Source organism: Leptolyngbya sp. ST-U4 (genome assembly GCF_039962215.1).
GTDB lineage: Bacteria > Cyanobacteriota > Cyanobacteriia > Elainellales > Elainellaceae > Leptolyngbya_A.
In genome coordinates this window covers 1-26,419 of the sequence record NZ_JAMPKZ010000029.1, presented here as the reverse complement: position 1 = coordinate 26,419, position 26,419 = coordinate 1, and the positions used below count along the sequence as shown (strand labels likewise).

The window sequence follows — 26,419 nt, the reverse complement described above, 5'->3', positions numbered from 1 at the left end:
CGATGCAGCGACCTCAGCCTGAAACCATTACCCTCAACGATATCTTGATTACGGAAGAGCTATTCCAACGCTCACCCCGTCTGCCCAACTTGCAGGCAGAGAATCAGGCAATGCGATCGCTGGTTCAGCAGATGGCGCGAGATTCAGAAAGCTTGATGCAAATCTTGGTAGAGACGGCGTTGGAATTATGTCAGGCAGGCACCGCAGGCATTAGCTTACTAGAGACCACAGCGGACGGAGAAGAAACCTTTCGCTGGAATATATTAGCTGGAACTTTAGCGCACTATGGGGGTAGCACTACATCCCGCAACTTTAGCCCCTGTGGAGTTTGTCTGGAACAAGGGACTCCCGTCCTTTTTTCCCATCCCGAACGGTATTTCACCTACTTCCAGGCAACTAACACCCCCATCGTAGAAGGCTTGGTGTTGCCTCTCATTGCGGATAGTCATATCTTCGGCACAATCTGGATTATGTCGCACGATGAGCAGCGGCATTTTGATGCAGAAGACGTGCGGGTGATGACGAGTCTGGCAGACTTTGCAGCCGCAGCTTTGCTCTTGAACCAGCGCCAAACCCAGGAACTGCTGGCAAAAAATGCTCAGCTAGAGGTGGAGGTGGTTGAACGTCAGCGATCGCATGAAGCCTTGCGCGAATCGGAAAAACGTTTGCAGGTGATGGTTGAAAATCTGCCCGGTGGGGCGGTGTTTGTCGTTGACCGCGATTTGCGCTATTTGCTGGCGGAAGGAGAAGCGTTGCTTGCCGCCGGATTCAAACCCGAAGATCTCGTTGGGCGAACCATTTTTGAGGTAATGCCGCCCGAATTGATACCGACTTACGAGGCGCTGTACCGGAAAGCGCTGGCGGGTGAGCCGTTTGAGCATGAACACAATGCTCACGATCGCACCTATGTTTCTCACGGAACGCCGCTTCGATCGCCAAATGGTGAAATTAATGCGGTGCTTGCCGCCTCTTACGACATCTCTGAACGTAAAAAAGCTGAAGCAGCCCTGCGCGAATCCGAAGCAAAATATCGATCGCTGTTTGAGTCGATCGACGAAGGCTTCGCCGTCATCGAGGTTCTTTATGACGAAAACGGTAAGTCTTACAATCACAAAATCATTCAAGCCAATCAAGCATTCTCGTCACATTCCGGCATTGAAGCTCCCGAAGGCAAGCTGGCGAGCGAACTGATGCCGGGCGTTGAGCAATTTTGGAACGAGCTTTATGCACGGGTAATTGAAACGAATGCGTCCGAGCGAATGGAAGTGCATTCGGAGGTTTTTGATCGCTGGTTCGAGGTTATCGTTTCGCCGTTGAATGACGGTTCAACGCACTGCGTCGCTGTCGCCTTCGTAGATAACACCAAGCGCAAGCGGTCGGAAGCAGCCCAGCGCAAATCGGAAGCAAAATATCGATCGCTGTTCGGGAATATCAACGATGGCTTTTGCATTATTGAGCTGCTGTGTGACGACGGACAGCTAACTAACTTCCGATTTTTGGAAGCGAATCCAGCCTTTGAACAACAAATCGGAGTGACGCAAGCGATCGGCAAAACTGCCCATGAGCTTGTGCCCAATTTAGAAGCCGAGTTTTTCACAAACTGTGAAAGGGTTCTGGCAACCGGTGAGCCGACCGAGTTTGAAAATTATTCAGCCGATTTAGATCGGTATTACCGGGTGTTGGCATATCCACACGGCGACCCCCAGAATAAACAACTGGCGCTCTTGTTCAACGACATCAGCGATCGCAAACACACAGAAGTACAATTGCGCCGCGCTGCCGAACTCGATGCTTTTCGCGTCACGTTATCGGATGCGTTGCGATCGCTCTCTGATCCAGCAGCGATCCAGGGAGAAGCGTGCCGATTGGTAGGCGAGCAGTTGAGCATTGATCGGGCCTTCTATACCGAGATCAATGAGACCGAGGGCTGGGCGTTGATCGAGCAGGACTATGTTGGCGACGGCTCGTTTTCGATCGTTGGCGTTTTGTCATTGTCAGACTACAGTTGGGCGCTGCCGGTCTATAACAGGGGTGAGATACTCATGGTCTCAGACGTGGCAAGTTCTGACCTCATTTCTGAGTCCGATCAGAATGCAATGGGTGCGATTCAGGTGGCTGCCGTTGTGGGGATCCCGCTCATCAAAGAAGGTGTGTTGGTAGGAGCCTTCGTTGTCGCTGACTCTGAGCCGCGAGAATGGACAGATCTCGACATCGAACTGACGTGGGAAACTGGCGAACGCATCTGGGCGGCGATCGAACGCGCTCGTGCCGAAGCTGCTCTGCGCGAATCAGAGATTCAGCGGATTCGAGAACAAGTCGCCCGCGAAGAAGAACGCCAACAAGCCGAAACCCTCGCAGAACTCGATCGCGCTAAAACCCTTTTCTTTAGCAACGTTAGCCACGAACTCCGCACACCGTTAACGTTGATTCTGGCTCCTCTGCAAGATGCACTGAAGCATGTGGGAGAGTGGGAGCATACTGATCCATTTACCCATCTACCCATCCACCCATCTACTCTCAAACACGACCTCCAACTCGCCCATCGCAATAGCCTCCGCCTATTGAAACTGGTCAATACCCTGCTCGACTTCTCCCGTATTGAAGCCGGACGCATGGAAGCGGTGTACGAACCGACTGATTTAGCTCTGTTTACAACTGAACTTGCCAGTGTATTTCGATCGGCGATCGAACGGGCAGGTTTACAGTTGATTGTTGATTGCCCACCCCTACCTCAATCTGTCTTTGTCGATCGGGACATGTGGGAAAAAATTATCCTCAACCTACTCTCCAATGCCTTTAAGTTCACTTTTGAGGGCGAAATTACGGTTAGGTTATATTCCACCGAAGGTAATCAAGCCATCCTTCAGATTCAGGACACCGGCACTGGAATCGCCCCCGAACACCTACCCCATCTGTTTGAGCGGTTCTATCAAATCCGAGGGACACAAGCCCGCACCTATGAAGGATCAGGCATTGGTTTAGCCCTGGTGCATGAACTGGTTCGATTGCAGGGTGGCACGATTGAGGTGAGTAGCACCCTAGGAAAGGGAACTTGCTTTACGATCGCCCTTCCTCTGGGGACAAGGCACTTACCCAACGATCGCCTACGGCGCGATGGAGCCATTCCCTTTCAAAATCAAGACGATCGGCTCCAGCCCACTCGCACCCTGGTATCTACCGCAATCAATGCTAATGCCTACATTGCAGCGGAGCTACCCGAAGAGGAAGAGGAGCAAGAGAGCAAGGAAGCAAGAGAACCGGAAGACGTTATCTCCGATGCTCCCACTCCCCGCTGCTCCGCCCCGATTGCCCATGTCCTCCTCGTCGATGACAACACCGATATGCGGCAATACCTCAGCCGTATCCTCAGCGAATACGTTCAAATTCAAGCGGTTGCAGATGGAGCATCAGCACTAGCAGCAGCGCAAGCACAAGTCCCCGATCTAATCTTGAGTGATGTGATGATGCCAGGATTAGACGGTTTCCAGTTACTCCAGGCATTGCGGTCTGACCCTCGTACCCGTGAAGTCCCAATCATCCTGCTTTCTGCCCGTGCCGGAGAAGAGGCGATCGTCGAAGGACTGAAAGCCGGAGCAGACGATTACCTGATCAAACCTTTCTCAGCGCAAGAACTCATTTCCCGCGTCAATGCCCACCTTCAGATGGCACAGCTCCGGGGCGAAGCACTTCAGGAGGCAAGACGCATCATTCGCAGCCGGGACGAAATGATCTCCACCGTTTCCCATGAGCTGAACACACCCCTGGTTTCGATTCTGGGCTGGACGCGCCTACTGCGGAACAATCCTCCTAATCCGGTTATGCTCACGAAAGCACTGGACACGATCGAGCGAAATGCAACACTACAAGCCAAGTTGGTGCAAGACCTGCTCGATATATCGCGGATTACCGCAGGCAAACTGAGTTTGAATCCTCAACCCATTGCACTGGAATCGGTGATTGAAGCCGCGATCGCAACTGTCGCGCAAACCGCAGCAGAGAAAGGAATTCGTTTAACCTGGCAGGAAAATAGGACGGAGCCTGTTGCCGTTATGGGAGATAGCGATCGCCTCCAGCAGGTGATTTGTAATCTCCTGACCAACGCTATTAAATTTACGCTAGTCGCAGGCAGCGTTAGTGTAGAACTGGCAGTGCTTGATAACTATGATTCTGCGAATCGTGCCTATGCCGAAATTCGGGTTATGGATACGGGAATGGGCATCGCGGCTGAGTCTCTGCCCCAGGTGTTCGATCGCTTCCACCAAGCCAGAGCATCTGATGCAGCGAAAGGATTGGGGTTAGGATTAACGATCGCCTGCCATATTGTCGAACTTCATAAAGGCACGATTCATGCTGAAAGTGCAGGAGAAGGACAGGGATCAACTTTTATCGTCCGCTTGCCGCTTCTCTCATGATCTCTCATGAATATTCCATCACGAATCAACTCCACCATTCAACTCCACCACGAATCACCCATGACCTGATTTCCAATCTTGGCGTTGCTGAATAAGCGTGCCCCCCTAGCCCCCCAAAGTTGAGGGGAACCAGAATTCAAAGTCCCCCAGCATTGGGGGATTTAGGGGGCGATGCAGAAGCTAAATTTGCACCGTTCATATCCCGATTCAGCAACGCCCCAATCTTTTAGCATCCCAAGCGTACCCCTGAAACTAGCCCGGAATTTGAAGCATTGAAAGCGCGAAATCATTTTGTCAAGCATTTGATGAAGGGCAGCAATTTTTACGATCGAGAACGGAAATGGTAGGGTTCGTGTCTTTATCAAAGCAAAGGGAACAATAGGTTGAACGAGTGAATGAATTATAGAGGCTATTTCAAGCAATCTAATCGAAAATAGAAAAGAGAGCGTTTGCAGTGGTGAAAATGATGAAAAAATCTGTGATTTGAGTATCTAGATCTGACAGTTTCACACAAAGCTGTTAAATGGAACCGTCCTGTTATCCCGCCAAAGTGGGCACTTCATTTCCCTTAAAACGGGAGAAATCAACCGTGACGAAATCAGCAGCGGTAATCTGATTGGCTTTGATGTTAGAAAGAACTGCAAGCCGCTGATCCCCTACCCCGACGACAACGTTTTTGCCTTGCTGCACCATATCGAAAATCTCAGGGTTTAACCCGATCGCCAGTCCCAGTTTGTCTTTACCGTTCTGAAAATCTTGAATGACCTCTGTGCCGCTGTCGAGGGTCAGCACGAAAGTATCTTTGCCAGAACCACCTGTGTGAGTATCGCGTCCTGCTCCGCCGAAGCTGATATCGTTTCCTGTGCCGCTATTGAGGTTATCGTTGCCTGTACCACCGCAAAGAACATCACTACCACCCCTACCAGAAAGGACATCATGGCCTCCTTCGCCGCAGAGAATGCCGCCAATGCTGCTGCCCTGTATCTGTTGGCTGGTATTGTTGCCCAGCAGCAGCGGAGTTTTGCTGGTGAATGTCGATGCGGATGACGTGAAAACGTTATAGTCTACTCGATAAGTGACGGTTGCTCCTCTGGGACGAAATGAAGCATCTCTGCCTTGAGTCACCAAGCTTTTTCCAGTCGAGTCGCCGCCAGAATCAAAGTCACCCACTGTACCCGTTTGAGAAAAATATTTGGCGGTGAACTTTGACGAGGAGGAGGGGCTGATATCTGCTTCATCATCGCCAACGGGATCAGCATCTTTCACTGCAATTTCAAAAGTGTTCGATTCCCTTAATGGATCAACGGGCTGAATAAAGGTGAAGTTTGGTCTGACATCATCATTATCTTTGTCAAACACGCCGCTGTTACGAGTTTGTCCATTGATCGTAAGCGATGTTTTGAAATCTGCTTTGAACGATGAAGAGAACACCACCTGAGTATCAAAGCGATCGATCGCCGTAATTCGTTCAACCGTAACCCCTAGCTCTGCGCGTGTAATTGGAAGAGCCGCAATACTCAAGACGTAAGGGGAACGAGGTGCGGTGGCAAGGGCATTTACGCCAATCAGATAAGTACCGGGTGCCAAATTTTTGAAGCTGATCGAATCAACCGCAGTGCCAGGTTTAAAGGAGTGGGCGATCGGGTTGCCTTCGGGTGAAGACATCAAAACTAAGTTTGCATTTGCAACCTGCGGGGCAAGTGCTACACCAAAACTGGTGGGCTGAGTGGTAGTGAAGCGATAGATATCAAAGGTATCGGTAATCCGCAGATCAGAGGAACCAATTGGAATGAGTTCTCCCATGTTCCCCTCAACGACTAGACTACCTGCTAATGTTCCAATATTGTTTGCAAAGCTTGGACTATTGTTTGGTTCACGGTCTAGAAATACCATCGCTGAGTTTTCTGAATAAAGGGATACTGGAAATGGGTGGTGAGCGATTTAATGCTGAATTCAAGCAGAGGAACGGTTAGATTGAGTTGAGCTTGACTTAAATGGTGGTCAGATGGTCGATTCATTGGGAACAGCGTTGTTCGAGCCATGCCCGTACTTCTGTCTCTAAATCTCTGTCTCTGAATCAAAGAATACTCTGCGTCCTAGCAGCGGATCGTGAATCGCCCAATAAGGATTGCCAAATTTATCTTTGCGTGAATAAATTTTGGGTTCATTCGAATGCGGCGATCGAGTTAACGATTCCATGCCAAATTTGTTTCAAGATGGATGCAAAGCTAGATCTGGTTAATTCGTCAAATTTTTATCGGCTATAAGTTCTAGCTCTTGGTAATTTGCAGATTGGTTTTTTATAATGATTTTTTCTGAGCGATCGTAACAGGTTGACTTTGAGACGAATCGATTGATGGTTTTCCCGTAATCTCAGCTGCAAATTGACTGAGATCAAAGACAAGCGAATCCTGACGAGCAAGGGTGTACCGTGCCGCAATCGCACAAAGTTTGCACATATCGTTTCTCTGAATTTGCTACTTGTGAATTTACTTGTGAATGATGTAGTAGTCGTTCACGATATCCTGCGGTAGTCGTTTGATTTCCACCTGCTTAAATCCAGCTTCGGCGAGCATTCGCAATGCAGTTTCCTGTCCCCACATTGCTCCTAAACCCATGCCGCCATAAGCAAGCGAAACAGTCATACAGTGCATACAAGAAACCGTGTAGAAGTAGGGAGCCAACGGGTTGTCTAGGTTGTCCTCAACATTCGTTGCACCCCGAATTTCCTGCATCAGGTAGATTCCATCAGCACGTAATGCTCGGTAGATGTTGTGCAAGACCTGATCGGGTTTTGCCTGGTCATGGATGGCATCAAAGGTTGTGATGAGATCGTAGCGATCGCACTCCTCGATCGTGGCAGCATCCCGAACCCGGAACTCGATATTGCTCAGCTTGTGCCGTTGAGCTTCAGCATTGGCAGTTGCGATCGTTTCACCTGAAAAGTCGTAGCCTGTGAATCGACTATTGGGAAAAGCTGCTGCCAAAACATTGAGTACTTTTCCACTGCCGCAGCCCAAATCTAAAACATCAATGCCTTGCTGGAGTGCTTCACCCAGTCCAGAAATGAGCGGCAGCACCTCATCGATTAATGGCGCAACCGTTCCTTGATTAGTCACTTCTGCCATCACCGTATGAAAGCGTTTGAAGGCAGAATAGGGAACCCCGCCGCCTTGATAGAAGCAGTTGATTACTTGGTCTTCGACGGTCGCTAGCATGGGCGGGAACTGGGCGATCAGGGCAAGATTATTGGGTTCCGCAGCACGGGTGAGAAATGCGGCGTGTTCTGTGGGCAGCACATAGGTTTTGGCGATCGGGTCATACTCGACAATGCGACCTGTCACCATCGCATTGAGCCACTCGCGCACATAGCGTTCGTTCAGTCCAGCCGCGTTGGCAATTTGCTGGCTGGTGGAGGGCGGCAGTTCTGCCATTGTGTCGAAAAGTTCGGTACGATGTCCGATCGAGACCATCAAGTCGATCGCACTACTGCTAATAATATCCAGCATCCGTCCTGCAAAGGCTTCGGCTTTAGCGTGGTTGAATTGGGTTGGGTTGAACAGTTGGGTTGTCATGGCTAGCTCCTTCACTAACTAAGGAATAAATGGATCGTGGTGGATCAGTTTGGGGGGTGAAGCAAAGCGGCGTTTCTCCACAGCATTGTGCATCGCTGGGATATTTTGAAGCCTGTTTTTTAGACACTGCCTGAGTCTGTCTAGAATTTTGGATTCTGGTGGTTCAGACAGTGTCTTGGGACAAGAGCGAGCTGTAACATTCGGATCTTCTTTCGATTCAGTTTGCAGCAGTCGCGATCGATTCAGTAACACGGTCAAAAACAACTTTACTGTTACTGGTCGTGCAAGTTAGGCATCCAGTGTATCTTGACGCTCCTTATCAAATCGTGAATTCGTTGCATTCAACGTCTCTTGATGCTCTTGCACCCAACGATTGCTCATAGCATTCAACGTGTCCTGATGCTCTTGCTCGAACCGATCGCTCATAGCATTCAATGTGTCCTGACGCTCTTGATCAAACCGTGAATTTGTTGCATTCAATGTGTCTTGATGCTCTTGCACCCAACGATTGCTCATAGCATTCAATGTGTCCTGACGCTCTTGCTCGAACCGATCGCTCACGGTCAGGGAGGGGGCTGCAACGGCACTGAGTGCCAAAACGGATAGACTTGCAAGGATAAAGCGATTCATGATGTTTTTTACTCCGATTGTGAATTGAGTTGATGTGAGTTAACAGAACTGAAAAGTGGAATTGAAGTGGAACTAAGGAGCCAGGAAGGGAGCGTTGTTTGTGTGCTTCACTTGCTCTCACGTCCTACAGATGCAGATTTGTTTTCCAACCCATGAATACAAGTTAGCGATCGCAGCGTTCCCAAACCGTTCCCAAATCGTTCCCAAATCGTTCTCGTCTCAAAGCCTGTTCTAAAGCTGCATTTAGAGGTTGAGGGCTTGAGCGAACACAAGGACATCGGGGGTACATTGCTCAGGTCTGAATTAAGCTCTGTAATGAAATTTGGAAGATCCGCCGAAAATCCTGTAACTGGGTGTAAGCTCAAGGAAAAATGGACAATTTAGAGGTAAATGGGTGATTTAAGAGCAATGCCTCTAACCTTACAAGTCAGATTGTTAGGTGAATGGTCTATCACCTACGGCGATCGCGTTGTTCCGGGCATCAACTCAGCGCGATCACAGGCATTGCTGGCTTACCTGATTCTCCATCGTCATGCGCCCCAACCTCGTCAATGGCTTGCCTTTCATCTCTGGGCAGACTCTACTGAGACGCAGGCGAGAACGAATCTTCGCAAAGAGCTGAGCTATCTGCGTCGAGATTTACCCGAAGCTGACCAATTTCTTCTGACTGACTCAAAAACGCTGCAATGGTCGCCAACGGCTCGATTCACCGCCGATGTCATTCAGTTTGAGCATGAATTAAAGGCAGCACAAACTGCTGATGCTGGGACAAAGCGATCGCGGTTAGAACAAGCGGTTTCTCTTTATCAAGGGGATTTGCTGCCCAACTGCGAAGACGAGTGGATTATTCCCGAACGCGAGCGGCTCCAGCAAATGCGAGTGAACGCTCTAGAACAGCTCATTAATTTAATGAAAGACCAGCAGGACTATCGAACAGCGATCGTCCATGCTCAGCAGTTACTACGGGTTGATCCCCTGAATGAAGCAACTTATGCCTCGCTGATGCAGCTTCATCATTTGAGCGGCGATCGATCGAATGCCCTGCAACTTTACCACCGCTGCATGACGATGTTGCGGGAGGAGTTAGGCGTTGATCCCAGTGCCGCAACCCGCGATCTTTACCAGCAGATCCTCAACGAGGATGAACCCCATCCTGCCAACAATTCCCCTATTTCCCTTACACCTCCGACCGTTCCCCCTACTCTCCCACCCCCTATCTCTCAGCAGGATTGGGGCGAAGCGATCGATGTTTCTGTATTTTACGGGCGGGAAAAAGAGCGATCGACTTTGCAGGAATGGATCGTCAATTACCGATGTCGGATGGTTCTGCTTCTGGGAATGGGCGGCATTGGCAAAACCTCGCTTGCGGTCAAAGTGGCGCAGGAACTTGTCGGAAGCGAAGGAGCGAAGGATACATCCCCCGATTCCCCCACCTCCTCATCTCCCCATCCCCCTTTCGAGTTTGTCATTTGGAGATCTCTCCGCAATGCGCCTCTACTCGAAACCCTCCTGACAGACTTGGTTCTATTTTTGTCTGAGCAGCAGGACAACAAAGCCGAGACCGGGCGGCTGATTCACTGGCTCAAGTCCCACCGCTGTCTGGTTGTTCTGGACAATGTGGAAAGTATTTTTTTAGAGGGCAATGCGAAGCAGTTTCCGCTGCGGAGTAGTCCAGCTGGTCAATATCGTCCTGGATATGAAAACTATGGAGACTTATTCAGGTTGTTGGGTGAGGTGCAGCATCAGAGCTGTGTGCTGTTGACAAGTCGAGAAAAACCTGCCGAAATTGCGCTTTTGGAAGGAACAGAAGCCGTGCGATCGCTGCAATTGGGCGGAGTTCCAGAAGCAGCATCAGCAATCCTGGAAGCCAGGAAATTAATCGGTTCTGAGGAGCAGAAACAGCAGCTGTGTCAGCGGTATAGCAATAATCCCTTAGCGTTAAAAATTGTTTCTACCTCCATTCAAGATTTATTTGACGGCAGCATTGCAGATTTCTTAACTCAAGATACAGGCGTTTTTCACGGTTTGTATCAGCTTTTGGATCAGCAATGTTTAAGAAGTTCTGTGTTTGAAAAAAGTGTCATGTTCTGGCTGGCAATTAATCGGGAGCGAACAACGCTTGCAGAACTGGCTGCTGATTTCGTGCCCGCTGCTTCTCGTGCCGATTTTTTACAGGCTTTGGAATCGCTAAGCTGGCGATCGCTCCTGGAAACCCAGGCAGGAGGCTACACGCAACCGCCGATCGTCATGCAATACGTGACCGATCGCCTGATTGAATGGATCTGTGATGAGATCGAAGAAATGGCAGCTAGCGAGGAACAGTCATCTCTTGCTCCGGCGACTCATTCGACGACGCAATTCGCCTGTTCCAGATTGCCCAAACCTGAGTTTGCTGTTCCCTTGCTCCATAGCCATGCTCTGCTCAAAGCCCAGGGGAAAGATTACATTCAGGAGATTCAGATTCGCCAAATTGTGCAGCCGATTTTGCATCAACTTCAGATGCGGCTAGGCAATCGCGCTCAGGTTGAGCAACGGTTGACTCGAATCCTGGTCAGCCTGCGTCAGGAAGCACCGCAGCGATCGGGATATGCAGCGGGAAATCTGCTGAACCTGTTGATTCATTTGAAAACCGACCTGACGGGCTATGACCTCGCTGATCTTGCCCTCTGGCAGGCCGATTTGCGGAATGTCGGGTTACATCAGGTCAATCTGGCAAATAGTGATCTGTCGAAGACCGTCTTTACGGAAACCTTGAGCCTGACGCTAGCCGTCGCGTTTAGCCCGGATGGTCAACTGCTGGCAACGGGCGACACGAATCGGGAACTGCGGATCTGGCGAGTGGCGGACGGCAAAAATTTGCTAATTTGCCAGGGGCATACAAACTGGATCTGGTCAGTTGCTTTCAGTCCCGATGGTCGGTTGCTGGCGAGCGGCAGCGACGACAAAACGATCAAGCTGTGGGATGTACAGACCGGGCAGTGCCTCCAGACGTTACAGGAAGCTCCTTATCAGGTCTGGTCGGTTGCCTTCAGTCCCGATGGTCGGTTGCTCGCGAGCGGCAGCGAATCGTCTGTTGTTAAACTTTGGGATCTGAAAACAGGGAAATGCTGCGCCACCCTGGAAGGACATACCAACTGGGTGCGATCGGTTTCGTTCAGCCCTACCGATCAACTCCTGGCGAGTGGCAGTGAAGATGGAACGGTGAAGCTGTGGGATCTCAAATCTGGCAAATGCTGCAAAACTTTGCAGGGACACGAAAAGGGAGTCTGGTCGGTTGCGTTTAGTCCCGCTGGTCAATCCTTGGCAAGCAGCAGCAGCGATCAGACGATCAAACTGTGGGACTTTGAGTCTGGCGAATGCACTAAAACGCTGTGCGGACATACGAACTGGATTCGATCGATTGCCTTTAGCCCGGACGGTCAATTTCTGGCGAGTGGCAGTGAAGATCAGACCGTGAAACTGTGGCAGGTGGACACCGGAGAGAATTTCCAAATTTTGCGCGGGCATACCAGCTGGGTGCGATCGGTTGCCTTTAGTCCCGATAATCAAACGCTAGTGAGTGGCGGCGGCGACCATACGGTCAAGTTTTGGCACTTCCACACTGGACAATGCTGGAGAACGCTCCAGGGCTATACCAATCGAGTCCGTGTCGTTGCGTTTAGCCCGACCGAACCACTGCTCGCAAGCGGCAACGACGATTACACCGTTAAACTCTGGGATAGCCGCACGGGGAACTGCCTGCATACGCTGAGAGGTCATACGAATCCGGTTTGTGGTGTTGCGTTCAGTCCAGATGGTCAGCTTCTAGCAAGCAGCAGCGATGATCATACCGTCAAGCTCTGGAGCATTTCGAGCAAACAGTGTTTGCACACCTTATCGGGACATACGAGCCGCGTCTGGTCGGTCGCGTTCAGTCCAGATGGTCAGCTTCTAGCAAGCAGCAGCGATGATCATACCGTCAAGTTCTGGAATGTTCAAACCGGGCAATGCCTGCACACCTTGCAGGGACATACCAGTTGGGTCTGTTCAATCGACTTTAGTCCCAATGGTCAAATGCTCGCGAGCGGCAGTTACGACCAAACGATCAAGCTCTGGAATGTTCATACAGGTGAATGCCTGAAAATCTTGCAGGGACATCAAAATTGGGTTTGGTCCGTTGCGTTTAGTCCTGATGGTCAAACGCTTGCTAGCGGTAGCGGTGATCATACTGTGAAATTGTGGAATACGATGACGGGAGAATTTTGGCGATCGCTAGAAGAACACAGCAGTCGCATTTGGTCGGTGGCATTTAGTCCTGATGGTCAAACGCTTGCCAGTGTCAGCAGTGACCAAACGGTGAAATTGTGGGAAGTCGATACAGGTTATTGTCTGCATACGCTTCAGGAACACACGAATCTCATCTGGTCGGTGGCATTTAGTCCCGATGGTGAAACGCTTGCGAGCGGCAGCCAGGATGAAACGATTAAGCTCTGGAATATTCGCACTGGAAAATGTTTGCACACCCTGAGAGCCGATCGCCCTTATCAGGGAACTAATATTGCAGGGGCGATCGGGCTAACCGAAGCGCAACGAACGGCATTAAAAGCATTAGGAGCAGTCGACCGGGACAGCACCGTAAACGACTCTCCTACGCCCCACTCCCTCCCACTAATCGGACGCGACCAGGAATGGAGCCTGCTGCACAGTTGGCTAACCTCGGATCACAGTTCAGAAATCCTGCTGCTATTGGGCGAACCCGGCATCGGCAAAACTCGCCTGCTGGAAGAACTGGCTGCCACCGTGCGAGGTCATCAGGGCCAAGTGCTGTGGGGATTTGGATTTGAAGCAGAAATGCTGCGGCCCTATGGAGCCTGGGTGGATGCGCTCCGATCGCTCCCTGCCCCATTCCTGGCAGACTTGCCCTCAGAACTTCGATCGCTGTTTCCAGAAACTTCTCCGAAAGCAGAAGAGCCGACTGATTTAAAGCGATTATTTGATGCGGTGGTGCGTTTGCTGTCGCAGCTTGCGCTCAATAAACCGACGATCGTGATTTTGGATAATATGCAGTGGCTCGATGAAGCCTCAAGCGCGCTGCTGCACTATGCGGCTCGCTTACTGGGTCATACGAGAGTACGGTTTGCCTGTGCTGCCCGTTCCCGGGAATTAGCAGTCAATCAGCCCGTTTACAAACTGGTGCAATCCCTGCGCCGCGAAAATCGGCTGCAAAGCCTGGAACTGCCGCTTTTGAATCAAGCCCAGATTGTACAGCTTGTTCAGCAAGTCGATCGCTCGGTCGACGGCAACCAGATCTTTGCTGAGAGTGGTGGGAATCCGCTTTTTGCACTGGAAATTGTCCATGCCATTGCTCAACACGGAACAGCTTGTTCTGAGAGCCTGGAGGCACTGATTCAGGATCGACTTCAGCAGCTCAGCCAATCCACAAGAGAATTTTTGTCCTGGGCGGCAGTTCTGGGGCGCAGCTTTAACCCCACGACGATCGCTGAAATTGCCGATTGCTCTCCAAACAAACTGTTGATGGCGATCGAAGAACTGGAGCAAGAAGGCATTATCCGTCCAGGAGCAATCATTCAAGGTGAAACCCAATACGACTTTGTGCATGATATTGTGCGTCAGATTGCCTATCACCAGCTTTCCAACCCGCGTCGCCGTTTAATGCATCGGCAAATTGCTCAGGGATTGAAAACCTCTTTTGCCACGGAAGATTCCTTTGCCAGCGAGATTGCTTACCATGCCTCACAGGGCGGCGAACACGGATTGGCAGCATCTGCTTGTATCATCGCGGCGGAACGCTGTTTGCGCCTGTTTGCCTATGCCGAAGCTTCACAGTTAACGCAGCGAGGACTGGAGCACTGCCAATATCTGGATCACTCAACGCAGGTACGCTGCCGCATTGAGCTACTCAAGCTGCATGTTTTAGCAGGCGTGAGCAAAGATCGATCTGTCCAACTCGAAGCTGAATTACACCAGCTGATTGAGGAAGCCCGTGCTTTGGATTTGCAGGACGAAGAAGCAACCGGATTTGAAGTGTTGATTGCGCTGAATTATGAGCAAGGCAATTTGACAAGCGTTCAGGAACATTCACTGCGCGCGATCGAGCGGGGTCGGGCTGCGAGTTCCACCACAACGGCTCGAATGCTGGCTTACACAGGCTGGTGTCTGGCGGAAACCGAGCGTGAGATGTCTCGTGCAGAAGCTTTGCTGCTTGAGGCACAATCTCTAGCTGCCAGAGCTGGCGTGGAGCTCATTGATATTCCCTGCGGGATGGGCTGTGTGCGTCGTCATGCAGCGGATTATGCGACGGCTCGATCGCTCCTGCAACAGGCATGGCAGATGGCGCAAGCAGAGCAAGATCACTGGCGAGAGTGCGCTTGCTTAACCTATCTGGCAATGACGGAGCTAGAAGCCAACAACCCGATCGCCGCCATCACCTATTCGTCTGAATTAGCAACCGTTGCCGCCAAAATTAGCGGAGAGGGGAGTGAAGGAGCCTTTGCTGCCGCCCTCGATGCCCTTGCTCGCTATTCGATCGGACAAAATGGCGCAGAGCTGATGCTGGAGCAAGCCCTGTCCGCCCTGCAACAAATGGATTCTCAGCGAATGCTGGCTTATACGTTGACGTTCGCCGCAGAGATTGATTTAAAGTATCATCGAACAGAACTGGCGATCGCTCGTGCCGAAGCTGCTTTCAGGGCAGCTCAGATTGTGGATCATCCCAGTGAAATCGCCCTTGCAGGAGCAACCCTGGTTTGCAGCAAATTTGGCAGTGGCGATCATAAAACTGCACTCGAATTATTTAAAAATCTACAGCAGAGAATTAATATATATCTGATCAGTGAACGAGCGCGAACCGCAATTCAACAGCTAGCAGAGCAGTTAGAGAATTAAGTCCTTAGGCGACTAGCTAATCAACATCAAAGACGGTTGTGTGAACAGTCAAGAATATGAGGAGAAAGAGATGGTACGAGTTCTAGTTGAAAAAGTTTTTGAGCCGCCTATCACAGAAGAAAAATGGAATCAGGATGTGAAAAAGGCAATTCCCTGTCACAGTAGCCATGATGTACATTGGATTCGCTCGATGATGTCCCGCGATCGCAGTAAAGTGATCTGTGAGTTTGAAGCTCCTGACGCAGAAACAGTACGGCGATCGTTTCGCAAAGTGGGTTTACCGTTTGTGCGAATATGGACGGTAGAAGTGCTGGAACCTGTTGTAATAGACGACGCAGGGACGATCGGCACAAAAGGCTGGCTGGTTTGCGATCGGCATTGAACTTGTCTCCCTACCAGGAATGCGCGAGCGCAGAGAGCGGGTGTTAGCTGTGGTACAAGAAGGGACGCGACCGGGCACCGATGCCCGCAGCCCTGCGGGATCACCCCAGCATGCAGAATTTGTTCTGCGGTTGTCTGCGATCGACGATGCTGCCAAATCCAATTGAAATAACTCACCCCGAATCGTGCCATCCCCTTCGTCTACCGATTACCCCTTACTGATTGTGCAAAAAGTAAGCTGAGCGAGTTGCGAGAAATCATAACTTAGCTCATAATTTGTCTAGATGTCTAGATAAATATTAAGCGTGGGTTAAAAACCGTTCATGAACTCCCTAACACAGCGTCAATTCTGGATAGCAACCCTGGCGAAAGCAGAGCTTAACAATCTGGAGCAACAGATTTCGGGATTGGAATCTTTGCCAGATTATGGGTTCCTCCGTCGTCCGGAAGCTGGGCTTGTCATGGTCAGCGGTCGAGCAGGGGGAACGGGTCAGCCGTTTAATTTAGGGGAAATGACGATGACTCGCTGTGTTGTACAGCTATTTTCTAATGACAACGCTCGGATCGCTGGATTTGGATATGTTGCCGGACGATCGCAGCGTCATGCAGAACTTGCAGCATTGTGCGATGCCCTGCTTCAGCATCCTGATTGGCACAGTGCTGTCTGGGCACAGGTGATCGAGCCACTAAAACAAGCTGCCCAAGCTCAGCAGGAACAGCAGCGGAGACAGGCGGAAGCCACGCGCGTTAACTTTTTCAGCATGGTGCGAGGAGAGTAAATGATCACTCAGCTACCCGGTTTTTCCGATCCGGTTCAGGACGCTCAAAACACCTTTCGATCGCTGCTCAACGCGCTGGCTCATCCGGGAGAACCCTATCCGATCGCAGCAAGGCTTATCCCACCTACAGGTCTTAACGCAGTTTGTGCAGCCGCTTGTCTGACGCTGTTTGATGTCGATACTCTCATTTGGTTGCAGCCCGGATTGCCGCCTGAAGCCCAAGCTTGGTTGCAATTTCACACGGGATGTCGATTCACATTCCATCCAGATCAGGCTCAATTTGCAGTGATTTGGCAGGCTAGCTTGCTCCCCGACCTTTCGACGTTTCATTGGGGAACAGCAGAATATCCAGAGTCTTCGACCACGTTGCTGATTCAAATTAGTAACGGAGTGGGCAAGCAGGTGACGGCGCAAGGACCGGGAATTTTAGGGGAACGCTCGATCGCGCCTGTTTTACCTTCCCAGTTCTGGGCTCAGTGGCAGATGAACGTTCAAGCCTATCCTTTGGGAGCTGATGTATTTCTATGCAGTGAGACGGCGGTTATTGGTCTCCCTCGCACGATGAGCATTTAAACAGAAATACTCAAAACAGAATTGCAGGATGAGCTAAGCCACGGTTTGAAGAATGACAAAAAGACAACGAGAATACGTTGTATAGCAGGAGGAACCAGTAAATGGCATACGTTGCGGTGAAGGGCGGTGAACAGGCAATTCAAAATGCTGAAAGTTTGCTAGAAGCAAGGCGAAGAGGTAATCTTGAAGTTCCAGAATTGACGCTAGAGCAGATTCAGCAGCAGATGAAACTGGCGATCGATCGCGTAATGTGTGAGGGTAGCCTGTACGACACTGATTTGGCAGCTTTAGCGATCAAGCAATCTTGGGGTGATTTGGTTGAGGCAATTTTCTTGCTAAGAGCATACCGTACAACCCTGCCCCGCTTTTATTACAGCCAGCCGGTTGATACCAGCCAGATGCACCTTGATCGACGAATTTCTGCCATTTTCAAAGATGTTCCGGGCGGGCAACTGTTGGGTTCTACATTCGACTATGTGCATCGCCTGCTCGATTTCAAGCTTCTTGCAGAAGGAGAAACATCGATCGCGCCTGAAGCAGAACCTGTCGATGAACTGACTCCGCGTGTGATCGATACGTTGGGACAAGAAGGTTTGATTCAGGAAGAAAAGGCTTTTCTTGCCGCCCAGGGTTCGTCTGAGCTGGAAAGAGAGCCCTTTGATTTGACTCGTCAACCTCTCACCCTACCCGCCGATCGCTCGGCACGACTGCAAAATTTAGCCCGTGCAGATGAAGGATTCTTGCTCAGTCTCGCCTATTCAACCCAGCGGGGCTACGGCAGAAATCATCCCTTTGCAGGGGAAATTCGAGTCGGTGAAGTTGAAGTGGTGATCTGCCCCGAAGAGCTGGGGTTTGAGATTGGCATTGCCGACATCACGGTGACCGAAGTGCAGATGGTCAACCAATTTCAGGGCAACAAAGAAACGCCACCCCAGTTTACGCGCGGTTATGGGTTAACGTTCGGCTACAACGAGCGCAAAGCAATGGCAATGGCACTGATGGATCGATCGCTGCAATCGAAGGAACTGGGCGAAGAGATTACCGCACCTGCACAAGACGAAGAGTTTGTGCTATCTCATTCAGACAATGTAGAGGCACAGGGGTTTGTACAGCATCTCAAGCTTCCTCACTATATTGATTTTCAAGCAGAGCTAAACATGCTGCGACAAATGCGGCAATCGGTCAATCCATCAGTAAACGCTGCTGAAGATGCATCCTATCATCTCGCTGAAAATCCATCTGAAGATTACTCAACGAATCAACCTGTAAATTCGATGATGACCGATCGGGCTAAAGCCGAACCCACTTTAACGGCAATGCAACAGGAGTAAGCCACCCATGATAGATTCAGAAATTCCCGAGCAAGCGGTCATTCCCCAGACTGCTGCTCCTCAACGCTCATCCGCTCCTGAATCGAACTTCAACTTTGCTTATCTGGATGAGCAAACTAAGCGATCGATTCGGCGAGCATTACTCAAAGCGGTTGCGATTCCAGGACACCAAATTCCGTTTAGCTCTCGCGAAATGCCGATGTCCTATGGCTGGGGTACAGGCGGCATTCAGGTGACGGCTTCAGTTATTGGACAAAGCGATATTTTGAAAGTTATTGATCAAGGCGCAGATGATACAGCAAACGCCGTGAATATTCGCCGTTTTTTTAAGCGCGTTTGCGGTGTAGCAACGACGGAACGAACCGAAGAGGCAACCCTGATTCAAACCCGTCACCGTATTCCTGAAACTCCCTTGGAAGCAGGACAGATCATTGTCTATCAAGTGCCCATCCCCGAGCCACTGCGCTGGATTGAACCTTCTGAGTCTGAAACTCGCAAACTCCACGCGCTGGAGGATTATGGGGCAATGTATGTGCGGCTGTACGAAGACATCACCCAGCATGGTCAGATTGCCACTGCCTATGATTATCCCGTGATGGTTCACGATCGCTACATGATGCGCCCCAGCCCCATTCCTCGTTTTGATAATCCCAAGATGCACATGAATCCGGCACTTCAGCTCTTTGGAGCAGGACGGGAAAAGCGAATTTATGCCGTGCCTCCCTACACACGAGTCAAAAGTCTCGACTTTGAAGATCATCCGTTTACGGTCGAGCGGTGGGATAAAACCTGTGAGTTGTGTGGTTCGACGGCAAGCTACTTAGACGAAGTTGTGATCAACGATCGCGGCGATCGGATGTGGATTTGCTCGGATACGGACTACTGCAATCAGCATCAATCCAATCATTGATTACAGCCTTGTTCAGGCGATTGAAGTACAAAAAATGGGGTGCAGCCCCTGCACCTTACGTGAGTGAAAAACGCTGTAGGTCATTCTCAATCATGCAACCCCTTCTGACTGTTCGGAATTTAACCAAGTTCTACGGCACAATCTGCGCCTGCGATCGCATTTCCTTTAATCTTTATCCAGGACAGGTGCTTGGGATTATTGGCGAGTCTGGTTCTGGCAAATCGACGTTGTTAAGTGCGATCGCTGGACAGTTGCCTGTAGACAAAGGTGAACTGCTTTATCAAAATCGATCGGGTGAAATCTTGAATTTGCGGGAATTGCCGGAAGCAAAACATCGGGGACTGATGCGATCGGAATGGGGCTTTGTGCAGCAGAATCCGAGAGATGGGCTGCGAATGAATGTCACTGCTGGAGCCAATATCGGAGAGCGGCTGATGACCATTGGCGCAAGGCACTATGGCAACATTCGCACAGAAGCAATGCATTGGATGACGGAAGTAGAAATTCCGGGCGATCGAATGGATATGCTGCCCCGAACTTTCTCTGGTGGCATGCAGCAGCGATTGCAGCTTGCTAGAGTTCTCGTTACTTATCCCCGCTTAGTGTTGATGGACGAACCGACTGGAGGACTGGACGTTTCAGTACAGGCACGCCTACTCGATCTGATTCGCTCTCTGGTTCGCAATTTACATTTGAGTGTCGTTTTGGTCACGCATGATATTGGAGTTGTGCGGCTTCTAGCACATCGGCTCATGGTCATGCAGCAAGGACAGGTCGTTGAATCCGGGCTGACTGATCAGGTGCTAGACGATCCGCAGCATCCCTATACTCAGCAGCTAGTTAGCGCAACCTTAACGCCGTAAAGGATGTTTGACAATTACCCACATTACCTGCCCCCCTAGCCCCCCAATTCTGAGGGGAACCGAACCTCAAAAACTTTCTTTTGTGACCGGGATGTTTTGTGACCGGAATGTTTAGAAGTTCAAAGTCCCTCCTCGCTCTTTAAGAGCGGCAACCAATAAATTGGGGCATTTAGGGGGCGATGTAGAACACGAAACACTCATCAAACCAACTCTTGATCGGAGCATCATCATGAATGTTTCAAACCATACGCTCATTCCTCATCCATTCCCTCCTAATGCACCACTCGATCGCGACTCTACGCTAGTTCTCCGAGCGGAGCAATTGTACAAAGGCTTTACCCTGCATCATCAAGGCGGCATTCGTTTACCCGTTCTCGCAGGCGTTTCCTTAGAGCTGCAGGCGGGTGAATGCGTTGCGCTCGCTGGTGCATCAGGGGCAGGAAAATCAACGCTGATTCGATCGCTATACGGTAACTATCGAACCGATCGCGGTGCAATCTGGGTCAAGCATCTGGGGCAATGGGTTAATCTACCGCAGCTAGAACCCCATGAATTGCTAGAGGTGCGAAAAAAAACGATCGGCTATATTAGCCAATTTCTGCGGGTGATTCCGCGTGTTCCGGCTCTGGAAGTGGCGGCTGAACCGTTGCTGGAGTTAGGAACTGCGCCAAAGATCGCCTATGAAATTGTTCGAGGGTTATTTATCCGGCTCAATCTACCGGAGCGGCTCTGGAGCCTGTCACCCACCACTTTTTCAGGCGGGGAAAAGCAGCGCGTCAATATTGCCCGTGCTTGGTCTGTGCCCTATCCCATTTTGCTGCTCGATGAGCCGACCTCCGCTCTGGATGCGACGAATCGGGAAGTTGTGATGCAGTTGATCGAAGAGCGTAAGGCAGAAGGCTGTGCCATGATTGGCATTTTTCATGATGATGAAGTCCGCAGTCGAGTTTGTAATCGTCGCTTAACCTTAGGGCAGGATGATTAAAGCATGAAAGAGCAAATTTACACGAACTACCGTTTGCAGCTTCCCGACCAGGAAATTTTGGGGACGCTTGTGGTGCGAAACGGCAGAATCGCAGACATTCAGCCGGGAATGGTGAGCCAGGGTCAGGACGGACAGGGAGATTACCTGCTACCCGGATTGGTCGAACTGCATACCGATAATCTGGAACAGTGCCTCACGCCGCGCCCCAAGGTGAAATGGCCCCTCGATATGGCAGCTTTGCACCACGATCGCGAACTGATTAGCGCCGGGATTACCACCGTTTGTGATGCAATTGCGATCGGGGATGTCTTGCCTAATTCTGCCCGGTTAACGCAGTTTGCTCCGATGATTGACGCGATCGATCGCGCTCACCAGGCAGGAAGATTTTCAGCCGATCATCGGTTACATTTGCGCTGCGAGTTGGGTTACGAACACGTCTACGAAATTGCAGAACGATATGCGAATCATCCGCTGCTGGTGCTGATTTCGCTGATGGATCATACACCAGGGCAACGCCAGTTCGTCAACCTTGAGAAGTATCGGGAATACTACATCGGCAAGCATGGGATTACCCCGGCTCAAATGGATGCTTTCATTCAGGGACGCATTGCAGATCAGCAACGCTATGCCGAACAAAATCGAAAATTACTGGTAGAACTCACTCAGGCTCAGGAGGTGTTCCTTGCTAGTCACGATGATGCCACGATCGAACATGTGCAGGAAGCAGTCGAAAGCGGAGCCACGATCGCAGAATTTCCGACCACGCTGGATGCGGCAAAAGAGGCACACCAACAGGGACTCCAGATTTTGATGGGTGCGCCAAATCTGGTGCTGGGCGGCTCACACTCTGGCAATGTCTCGGCAATGGAGCTGATCGAGCGGCAGTTAGTCGATCTTATCTCTTCGGATTACGTTCCTCAAAGTCTGCTTCAGGCAATGTTTTTGATTGTACGTCGGACTGAACAGCCCCTCTATGACATAATGCGCCTCTTTACCCTGAATCCGGCAAGGGCGATCGGGTTAGACGGCGATCGAGGCAGCTTGGAAGTTGGCAAACGAGCAGATTTGATTACTGTGCACGATGATGGCATTGTGCCCCGGTTGACCGCAGTAGTCCGAGAAGGAAAACGATTTGCGTGAGGTCGCGGATGAAAGAACAACAAAAGGCTAAAGTTCTTCCCAAAATCGCCCTACAGGGAGCCGATGTCCTGACTCCAAAGGGATGGCTGCAAGATGCAACCGTGCTGATTGAGGACGGTAAGTTTACCGAGATCGGTCACACCCTGAAACCAAGCGGTTTTGTCTCGATCGATGTCACAGGGCTACAGCTTTTGCCAGGAATCGTAGACATTCACGGAGATGCATTTGAGCGCATGATTTGTCCGCGCCCTGGTGTTGCGTTTCCGATCGAAATGGCAATTGTGGAGAACGATCGGACGCTGCTCGCCAATGGCATCACCACTTTTTACTATTCAATTACCGATTCATTTGAACCCGATTTACGGAGTCGGGATACGGCAAGACAAATGATTGAAGCAGTTCAGAATACACCCGGGCAAGGTGCAAATCGCTGCATTCATATTCGCCATGAACAGGCAAATACTGCAAATCATGACGAGTTATGTGATTGGCTAGAGACTGGAACAATACAGCTTCTATCACTCAACAATCATTTGCCCCCGTCCACCGACGATGCAACGCTGGCTCGCTACACAAAAGGACTCCAGCAACGCATTAAACTGTCCCAGGCTGAAATTCGCGTCCTGATTGAGGCGGCGCTCGATCGTCAGGCGGAAGGACTTCAACAGTTTGAACAGCTTGTGGATCGGGCACACCAGAGGGGCATTCCGGTTGCCTCCCACGATGATGAATCTGAGGAGATGGTGCAAATCAGCGCGAAGCGGCAAGTCTCGATCGCAGAATTTCCAGCTTCGATTGCCCTGGCAGCCCAGTCTCAGGCTTATGGGGCATCAGTGTTAATGGGCGCGCCGAATTTGGTGCGAGGTGGCTCCCATGTGGGGTATATGAGTGTTGCTGATGCGGTGCAGGCAGGGGTCGTGGATTGCCTCTGCTCCGATTATCACTACCCTTCGCTGTTTCATGCTCCGTTTAAGCTGGCACAGATGGGTTTGCTGCCGTTTGAGCAAGCCTGGAAACTCGTATCGACCCACCCAGCCCAGGCAGCGCGGATTGGCGATCGAAAAGGGGCAATCTCACCAGGTTTGGATGCTGACTTCCTGCTGATTCAGCCTGAGAATGCTCTGCCTTCTGCGATCGTTTCTGTTTACATTAAGGGACAGAAAGTTGCCTGCTATGATTGATTGCTGTGATTAATTGCCGTGATTAATTGCCAGGATTAATTGTCGTGATTGATTGCCAGGATTAATTGCTATGTATTCTGATCCCGTACAAGAAGAGTATTCCCGTCTTGCATCTGTGTACGATCGTCGTTGGTCGTTCTACATTAATGCAACGATTCAGGAGACAATTAATCGCTTAGAGATCAAGCCCTATGAACGGGTCGTAGATATCGGCTGCGGTACGGGAGCTTTGATTCAGCAGATGTTTAGTTTAGTTCCAGAGGCGGAATTTGCTGGGCTAGATCCCTCGATCGAAATGCTCAATATTGCTAAGCAGAAACTACCCAAATCGATCGAGCTGTGGATAGGCAGTGCTGATAATCTTCCGTTTCCCAGCGAAAGTTTTGATGTTGTGATTTCAACGAATGCTTTTCACTACTTTCGTAATCCTGCTCAAGCCATCCAGGAAGCAAAAAGAATTCTCAAACCAGATGGTCGTTTGGTAATTACCGATTGGTGTCATGACTATTTGACCTGTCGCGTTTGTGACTTTTTTCTACGGTTATTTAACCGTGCCCACTTCCAAACTTATACCGCAAGTGAATGTCGGGATATGCTTCGATTTGAAGGACTACAGGAAGTATCAATTGAAAAGTACAAGATTAATTGGCTCTGGGGCATGATGACTGCAAAAGCCTCAAAAAAGATAGTTAACAGATATGGGTGAATTGATTGTGTACGCCTGTCCGATCGGTAAACTCGCTGAACAAATAGAGAATTATTTTGAGCAAAGTCAGCGAATGGTGGGGAGGAACGCTGCACACGCCTATATGCCGCACTGCACGCTCACAGGCTTTTTTCACGATGTTGAAACGGCAATTCCTCTCTATCTTCAGGCACTCGATCGCGCGTTGGCACAGCCCTATCCACAACCGGTCATCACGATCGTGCAAATGACTTTTCGCCCTGACTGGCACGGTTTAGAACTGCGATCGGATTGGTTAACGCAGCGGATGAGTGATTTTGCCAACCTTGCTCACGCTCCCACCCGTCGCGAAAATCTGCGGCTCAAAACCTGGCTCCATCTCAGCTTTGCCTATGAATTTCAATCGGAACAGGGTGAGCAACTCGCCGATCTTGCAAGGCAATTGATTTGTCCTGAAGCCTCTGTTGACTGGGAAGTACGATTCTATCAACGATATCCCGATCGCACCTGGAACTGTCACCAATCCTGGCTACTCAAATGATGTCTGGATCCCATACTTGAATCCCATACTTGAATCCAAGGAGCAAAGATGCAACCTACTCTCGACCTGATCCTGCAACTCCTGGCAACCCAAGGAAACGCTCAGTACGGTGGTGAAGCCGTGAGCCAGCTTGAACATGCTCTGCAATGCGCCACGCTTGCGGAAACAAACGATTGTAGCTCCGAACTCGTCACTGCCTGCTTGCTGCATGATATCGGGCATCTGATTCACAATCTAGGCGAAAACACTGCCGAAAACACTGCCGAAACCATTGCGGAACAGCAAATTGACGATCGCCACGAATATCGCGCCATTCCTTTCCTGAAAACGCAATTTGGGGTAGCCGTCACAGAACCCATTCGGCTCCATGTTGAAGCAAAACGCTATCTGTGTGCTGTGAATTCAACTTATTGGGACGCGCTATCGGATGTCTCAAAGCGCAGCCTGGAACTGCAAGGCGGTATTTTTTCATCCGAAGCCGCTCAAGAATTTATTCAGCAACCCTATGCCCAAGATGCAGTGCAGCTAAGAATTTGGGACGACTGTGCAAAAGTGCCGCAGCTCACAACGCCAACGCTCGATTATTTTGTCCCTATCCTTCGTTCCTGTTGTAGAACGCTTTAAGCAAACGTTGCTTTTCAGCAATATTGCGACTCATCAGACGTGACCAGAGCGATCGCAAAGCCATCATATCCTTTGCTACCCACCGTTTGGATTGCTGTTGCAGTCACACGTGGCTCAGAGCCGAGCATTTCGTTAAAACGACGTACTCCTTGAATCTTAGGATCAGTGCTATTTGCCTCAATCACAGCTCCATCCCGCACAACATTGTCAGCGATAATCAGGCTGCCTTGGCGAGAAAGCCTCAGTGCCCATAAAAGGTAATCTGGATTGCTTGGCTTATCTGCATCAATAAAGATCAGGTCAAATGGATGGCAATTCTCCGTAGCCAATTGTGCGAGCGTATCTGCTGCTTTGCCAACACGAATTTCAACGGTATTAGTCAAACCTGCATAAGCAATGTTGCTATGAGCAACTTCGGCGTGCTGAGGATCAGATTCAAGGGTAATCAAGCGACCGTCAGCAGGTAATGCCCGTGCAAGCCAAATCGTGCTGTAACCACCCAATGTACCAATCTCTAAAATGTTGCGTGCTTGATGGATCAAGGCTAACAGCATTAGCAGTTTCCCCTGATTCGGTGAAACGTGATGGGGTGGTAAACCAGCCGCAGCGCTAGCTTCAAGCACAGCATCCAACACTGCATCGGGAGGCACAAGCATATCCGTGATGTAGCGATCGACGGCAATCCATTTGTCTTGAGTCATTAGCCCTGCCGATTTTTATTAGAGTTGTCGGGAAATAAGAACAGAGCTAGCCAATGCGACCTTTCAAGTTCTTCCTATGCCGCAGTCAGGTAGAAGTTCCATAATCCTGCTGCGGTTAGCATAAGGTGATCATCAAACTCCGCTTTTCGATTGCGATAGATAGCGCTCACCGCATTGTAACGCTTGACTCCAGCAAACGCATTTTCACAGACCACTCGCGATT

At 50.4% G+C, this 26,419-nt stretch carries 19 protein-coding genes and 1 pseudogene; 15 read left to right on the top strand and 5 right to left on the bottom strand.

The window, feature by feature from the left end; genetic code table 11:
- Positions 1-2 precede the first annotated feature (2 nt).
- A complete protein-coding gene (locus NDA02_RS23460) occupies positions 3-4,412 on the top strand; it encodes an ATP-binding protein (RefSeq protein WP_348256035.1) in 4,410 nt (1,469 codons plus the stop codon).
- Between the two features lie 537 nt (positions 4,413-4,949).
- On the opposite strand, the gene NDA02_RS23455 is transcribed toward NDA02_RS23460, so the two are convergent.
- From NDA02_RS23455 to NDA02_RS23445, 3 genes are all read right to left on the bottom strand, one after another.
- Positions 4,950-6,305, bottom strand: coding sequence for a calcium-binding protein (locus tag NDA02_RS23455; protein ID WP_348256034.1), 1,356 nt, complete (start codon positions 6,303-6,305; stop codon positions 4,950-4,952).
- 596 nt (positions 6,306-6,901) lie between these two features.
- A complete protein-coding gene (locus NDA02_RS23450; RefSeq protein WP_190794483.1) occupies positions 6,902-7,987 on the bottom strand; it encodes a class I SAM-dependent methyltransferase in 1,086 nt (361 codons plus the stop codon).
- Between the two features lie 288 nt (positions 7,988-8,275).
- Complete coding sequence (locus NDA02_RS23445; RefSeq protein WP_348256033.1) at positions 8,276-8,617, bottom strand: hypothetical protein; 342 nt, start codon at positions 8,615-8,617, stop codon at positions 8,276-8,278.
- Between the two features lie 408 nt (positions 8,618-9,025).
- Here NDA02_RS23445 and NDA02_RS23440 point away from each other — a divergent pair, with 408 nt between their 5' ends.
- From NDA02_RS23440 to NDA02_RS23375, 14 genes are all read left to right on the top strand, one after another.
- A complete protein-coding gene (locus tag NDA02_RS23440) occupies positions 9,026-15,502 on the top strand; it encodes an AAA family ATPase (RefSeq protein WP_348256032.1) in 6,477 nt (2,158 codons plus the stop codon).
- 70 nt (positions 15,503-15,572) lie between these two features.
- Positions 15,573-15,884, top strand: coding sequence for a DUF4242 domain-containing protein (locus tag NDA02_RS23435; protein ID WP_190794486.1), 312 nt, complete (start codon positions 15,573-15,575; stop codon positions 15,882-15,884).
- Between the two features lie 19 nt (positions 15,885-15,903).
- Positions 15,904-16,050: a hypothetical protein gene (locus tag NDA02_RS23430; protein ID WP_190794487.1), complete on the top strand. Its 147-nt coding sequence runs from the start codon at positions 15,904-15,906 to the stop codon at positions 16,048-16,050.
- Positions 16,051-16,206: 156 nt separating this feature from the next.
- Positions 16,207-16,662, top strand: a complete 456-nt coding sequence (phnG, locus tag NDA02_RS23425) for a phosphonate C-P lyase system protein PhnG (RefSeq protein ID WP_348256031.1) — start codon at positions 16,207-16,209, stop codon at positions 16,660-16,662.
- Complete coding sequence (gene phnH / locus NDA02_RS23420; protein ID WP_348248102.1) at positions 16,663-17,235, top strand: phosphonate C-P lyase system protein PhnH; 573 nt, start codon at positions 16,663-16,665, stop codon at positions 17,233-17,235.
- 101 nt (positions 17,236-17,336) lie between these two features.
- Positions 17,337-18,566, top strand: coding sequence for a carbon-phosphorus lyase complex subunit PhnI (locus NDA02_RS23415; RefSeq protein ID WP_348256030.1), 1,230 nt, complete (start codon positions 17,337-17,339; stop codon positions 18,564-18,566).
- A 7-nt stretch (positions 18,567-18,573) separates the two neighbouring features.
- Positions 18,574-19,476: an alpha-D-ribose 1-methylphosphonate 5-phosphate C-P-lyase PhnJ gene (locus NDA02_RS23410; RefSeq protein WP_348248104.1), complete on the top strand. Its 903-nt coding sequence runs from the start codon at positions 18,574-18,576 to the stop codon at positions 19,474-19,476.
- Positions 19,477-19,568: 92 nt separating this feature from the next.
- Complete coding sequence (gene phnK, locus NDA02_RS23405) at positions 19,569-20,339, top strand: phosphonate C-P lyase system protein PhnK (protein WP_348248105.1); 771 nt, start codon at positions 19,569-19,571, stop codon at positions 20,337-20,339.
- Between the two features lie 229 nt (positions 20,340-20,568).
- Positions 20,569-21,324, top strand: coding sequence for a phosphonate C-P lyase system protein PhnL (gene phnL / locus NDA02_RS23400; protein ID WP_190794109.1), 756 nt, complete (start codon positions 20,569-20,571; stop codon positions 21,322-21,324).
- A 3-nt stretch (positions 21,325-21,327) separates the two neighbouring features.
- Positions 21,328-22,464, top strand: a complete 1,137-nt coding sequence (gene phnM / locus NDA02_RS23395) for a phosphonate metabolism protein PhnM (protein WP_348248106.1) — start codon at positions 21,328-21,330, stop codon at positions 22,462-22,464.
- An 8-nt stretch (positions 22,465-22,472) separates the two neighbouring features.
- The gene (locus NDA02_RS23390) at positions 22,473-23,645 is read left to right on the top strand and encodes an alpha-D-ribose 1-methylphosphonate 5-triphosphate diphosphatase (RefSeq protein WP_348256029.1); all 1,173 of its coding nucleotides are present in this window, start codon (positions 22,473-22,475) and stop codon (positions 23,643-23,645) included.
- Positions 23,646-23,715: 70 nt separating this feature from the next.
- Positions 23,716-24,351, top strand: a complete 636-nt coding sequence (locus NDA02_RS23385; protein WP_190794112.1) for a methyltransferase domain-containing protein — start codon at positions 23,716-23,718, stop codon at positions 24,349-24,351.
- Entirely contained in the window at positions 24,344-24,871 is a 528-nt protein-coding gene (locus tag NDA02_RS23380; RefSeq protein ID WP_348256028.1) for a hypothetical protein, read from the top strand. The genes NDA02_RS23385 and NDA02_RS23380 overlap by 8 nt, the downstream gene beginning before the upstream one ends.
- Positions 24,872-24,919: 48 nt before the next feature.
- Positions 24,920-25,495 carry a phosphonate degradation HD-domain oxygenase gene (locus NDA02_RS23375; protein ID WP_348256027.1) on the top strand — a complete coding sequence of 192 codons (576 nt, stop codon included), beginning with the start codon at positions 24,920-24,922 and terminating at the stop codon, positions 25,493-25,495.
- 14 nt (positions 25,496-25,509) lie between these two features.
- On the opposite strand, the gene NDA02_RS23370 is transcribed toward NDA02_RS23375, so the two are convergent.
- Entirely contained in the window at positions 25,510-26,196 is a 687-nt protein-coding gene (locus NDA02_RS23370) for an O-methyltransferase (protein WP_348256026.1), read from the bottom strand.
- Between the two features lie 74 nt (positions 26,197-26,270).
- Positions 26,271-26,419, bottom strand: a pseudogene (locus tag NDA02_RS23365) (IS5/IS1182 family transposase); the annotation flags it as partial.